The organism is Limnohabitans sp. (genome assembly GCF_044373035.1).
Taxonomy (GTDB): Bacteria; Pseudomonadota; Gammaproteobacteria; order Burkholderiales; family Burkholderiaceae_C; genus Limnohabitans_A.
The window spans coordinates 1-2687 of record NZ_JBILQU010000218.1; the positions used below are offsets into that span (position 1 = coordinate 1).

Sequence of the window (2687 nt, forward strand, 5' to 3'; positions counted from 1 at the left end):
CGCCGCAGCTCAACTGGATCAAGGACATGGTCAGCGAGCTGGACCCGGTCAGCAGCACGGTGGTCACGTCTTCGGGCCAGCGCGTCCAGTACGACTACCTGGTGGTGGCCATGGGCACGCACCAGGATTGGTCGCTGATCGAGGGCATGGATGTGAACGCGATTGGCCAAAAGGGCCTGACCAGCGTCTACCCCAGCCCCGAAGCGGCGCAGGCCACTTGGGCCAGCATGGACGCGTTTCGGCTCAAGGGCGGCAATGCGGTGCTGACGCTGCCCGCCACGCCCCTCAAGTGCGCGGGTGCGCCCCTCAAGATGACCTTCATGCTGCGTGACCGCTTGGCGCAGTCGGGCACGCTGGGCCAATCCAAGGTGACGTTTTACTCGGCGCTGGGCAATGTGTTTGGCGTCAAGGTGGTGAACGACAACGTGCTCTCGCGCTGGAACGACTTGGGCATCGCCGTCGAGACCACGCAAAAGCTGCAGGGCATCGACATCGGGGCGCAGCGGGCGCGTTTTGTCTCGCCCGAAGGCGCGAGCACCGAGGTGCCTTACGACTTCATCCATGTGGTGCCGCCCATGCGCGCGCCCGATGCGGTCAAGAATTCAGACCTGGCCTGGAAAGAGGGCCCCTTTGCCGCAGGCGGCTGGCTGGAGGTGGACAAGGACACCTTGCAGCACCGCCGCTACCCCAATGTGTTTGGTGTGGGCGATGTGAATGGCACGCCGCGTGGCAAGACGGCAGCCACCATCAAAAAGAGCGCACCCATCGTGGCCGAGCATTTGGTGGACGTGATCGCGGGCCGTGCACCAGGCCAGAAGTTTGATGGCTACACCTCGTGCCCGCTGATCGTGAAAGAGGGCTCGGCCATGCTGATCGAGTTTGACTACGCGGGCAATCTCACGCCAACGCTTCCCATGATCGAGCCACTGCAGGCCAGTTACTTTGCCTGGTTGATGAAATACCACCTGCTCAAGCCCGCCTACATGGCCACGCTCAAGGGCCGGGTTTGAAGCACACTCAAGACATCAGGAGACGCACATGTATGAAATCTGGCTGGCGATGAACATCGCCTACGAAACGGCCTTGGGCCTGCTGCCCGCGCTGGCGCCTTTGGTGTCGATGTGGGCGGTCATGATGGTGATCAACCGCAAGAAGCTCAATCGGGTCAAACTTATCATCTTGGCGGCTGTGGCTGTGCTGGTGGCGCTGGCGGCGGTGTTGGCTTTGCCGTCCTTGTCCAAGTCCACGCTGGCCGACATGGGGTATTGGGTGGACTGGGCCGCTTTGCTGGGCATGGCAGCTGGTGTGGGCGTGGCGGCGGCGGTGCTGCTGTGGCCCGTGCTGGCGATGCGCCAGCGCTGAAGCTTCCCTCGGCGCTCAAGCGGCACGACGTCTGGGTGCGCTGTGCCGTTCAGCGAGTGGCTCAGCGCCCTGTTTTGCTGGAGCCCCATTGGTCCATCAGGCGCTGGTCGCTGGCGCTTTCGGCTTCGACGCTGTCTTTGGGCAGTTGACGCAGGCAGTCCGCCAGGGCTTGCGGGTCGAGTGGGGCGGTCGGGGTGGGCGCGGCCACCACTTGGGGCGATTTCCCGTCCCAGGCAAAGGGGTTGCGGAACACTGGCGGCTCGGGCAGGCAGTCGTCTCTGTACAGGGGCGGCCCGTCGTTGGCAAAGGGTGAAAACGAAATCGTCTTGTCAAAAATCAGCGGCTTGCCTGTGGGGGTGGGCGGCAGCGGCGGCATGTTTTGGATGGCTTGGCGCGCAAGTTGTTCCGCCACGGGCGAGGTGGTCCACAAGGTTTGCAGCTGCGTCAAGCGGCCATCGGGCGCGATCTCGATGCGAAAGCGCACCAGGCCCTGGTCGGGGCCTTCGACGGCGGTGCCCATCATGCTGCGCACCTGCTGGCCCCAGCTGTAACGGTAGCCCTTGCTGTTTTTGTTCGTGTAATTGGCGGCAAACGCCCATTCTTCGGCGGTGGGTGGAGGGGGCGCGGCTTGGCTGGCGCGGGGGCGATCGGGTGAGGGCGGTGGGGCTGGAGCCGCCAACGCTGTGTCGGGCGGGGGCTCCGTGATGGGTGTTGTGGGGGGCGTGGTGGTGGGCGTGGTGGTGGGCGCTGGATCAGGCAGGGGCTGGCGCGGTGGCGGGATCAGCTCCAAAAAGACAATTTTTTCAGCTGTTTTTTCAGCGCTTTGGGGTTCTTCGGCTGGGCTGGCGTATTTGAATGGGTGATCGCTCACCAACAGCCAGACGCCGGCGTGCAAGGCCAGCGTGAGCAAGAGCGCCGTGAAATTTTTGTCTCTGAACATGTGCGCCGAGGTTTTTGTTGGAGGTCTTGCAGCCATTCAGCGACAATATTCGTTTTGACTGATATTACCTGACGAAGTGGAGTCTCCATGCGCTTTCGCACCCTCGCCTTTGCCGCAGCCACCGCGGGCAGCTTGCTGCTGGCCCCAACGGCCCACGCCGACAATAAGGCCATCGCCACCGACGAGATGGAGGCCTATCTGGAGTTTGTGGACTACGGCGGCGGCGTGATTTTTGCCGAGCAAATTCCCAAAGACGAATGGCCCAAGTTCATGGTGATCGATGCGCGTGATCCGGCGCAATTTGCCAAGGGGCACATTCCCGGCGCCATCAACATGGACTGGCGGCAAGTGCTGGCCAAGCGCAACACCATTCCCAAAAACAAAC

The 2687-nt window shown here is 62.8% G+C and carries 4 protein-coding genes; 3 read left to right on the plus strand and 1 reads right to left on the minus strand.

The window, feature by feature from the left end; genetic code table 11:
- Together ACIQ47_RS16120 and ACIQ47_RS16125 are read left to right on the plus strand one after the other, a co-directional pair.
- On the plus strand, window positions 1–1010 hold a 1010-nt coding region (locus tag ACIQ47_RS16120), incomplete at its 5' end, for an NAD(P)/FAD-dependent oxidoreductase (RefSeq protein ID WP_396439044.1).
- A gap of 28 nt (window positions 1011–1038) precedes the next feature.
- The gene (locus ACIQ47_RS16125; protein ID WP_396439045.1) at window positions 1039–1362 is read left to right on the plus strand and encodes a DUF5368 family protein; all 324 of its coding nucleotides are present in this window, start codon (window positions 1039–1041) and stop codon (window positions 1360–1362) included.
- Window positions 1363–1423: 61 nt separating this feature from the next.
- On the opposite strand, the gene ACIQ47_RS16130 is transcribed toward ACIQ47_RS16125, so the two are convergent.
- Entirely contained in the window at window positions 1424–2302 is an 879-nt protein-coding gene (locus tag ACIQ47_RS16130; protein ID WP_396439046.1) for an energy transducer TonB, read from the minus strand.
- Window positions 2303–2389: 87 nt separating this feature from the next.
- Between ACIQ47_RS16130 and ACIQ47_RS16135 the strand changes: the two genes are divergently transcribed.
- Window positions 2390–2687: rhodanese-like domain-containing protein (locus ACIQ47_RS16135; protein ID WP_396439047.1), on the plus strand; the 298-nt coding region annotated here is incomplete at its 3' end.

Coding starts and splice junctions, on each gene's coding strand:
- ACIQ47_RS16125 (WP_396439045.1), top strand. CDS start 1,039: ATGTATGAAATCTGGCTGGCGATGAACATCGCCTACGAAACGGCCTTG.
- ACIQ47_RS16130 (WP_396439046.1), bottom strand. CDS start 2,302: ATGTTCAGAGACAAAAATTTCACGGCGCTCTTGCTCACGCTGGCCTTG.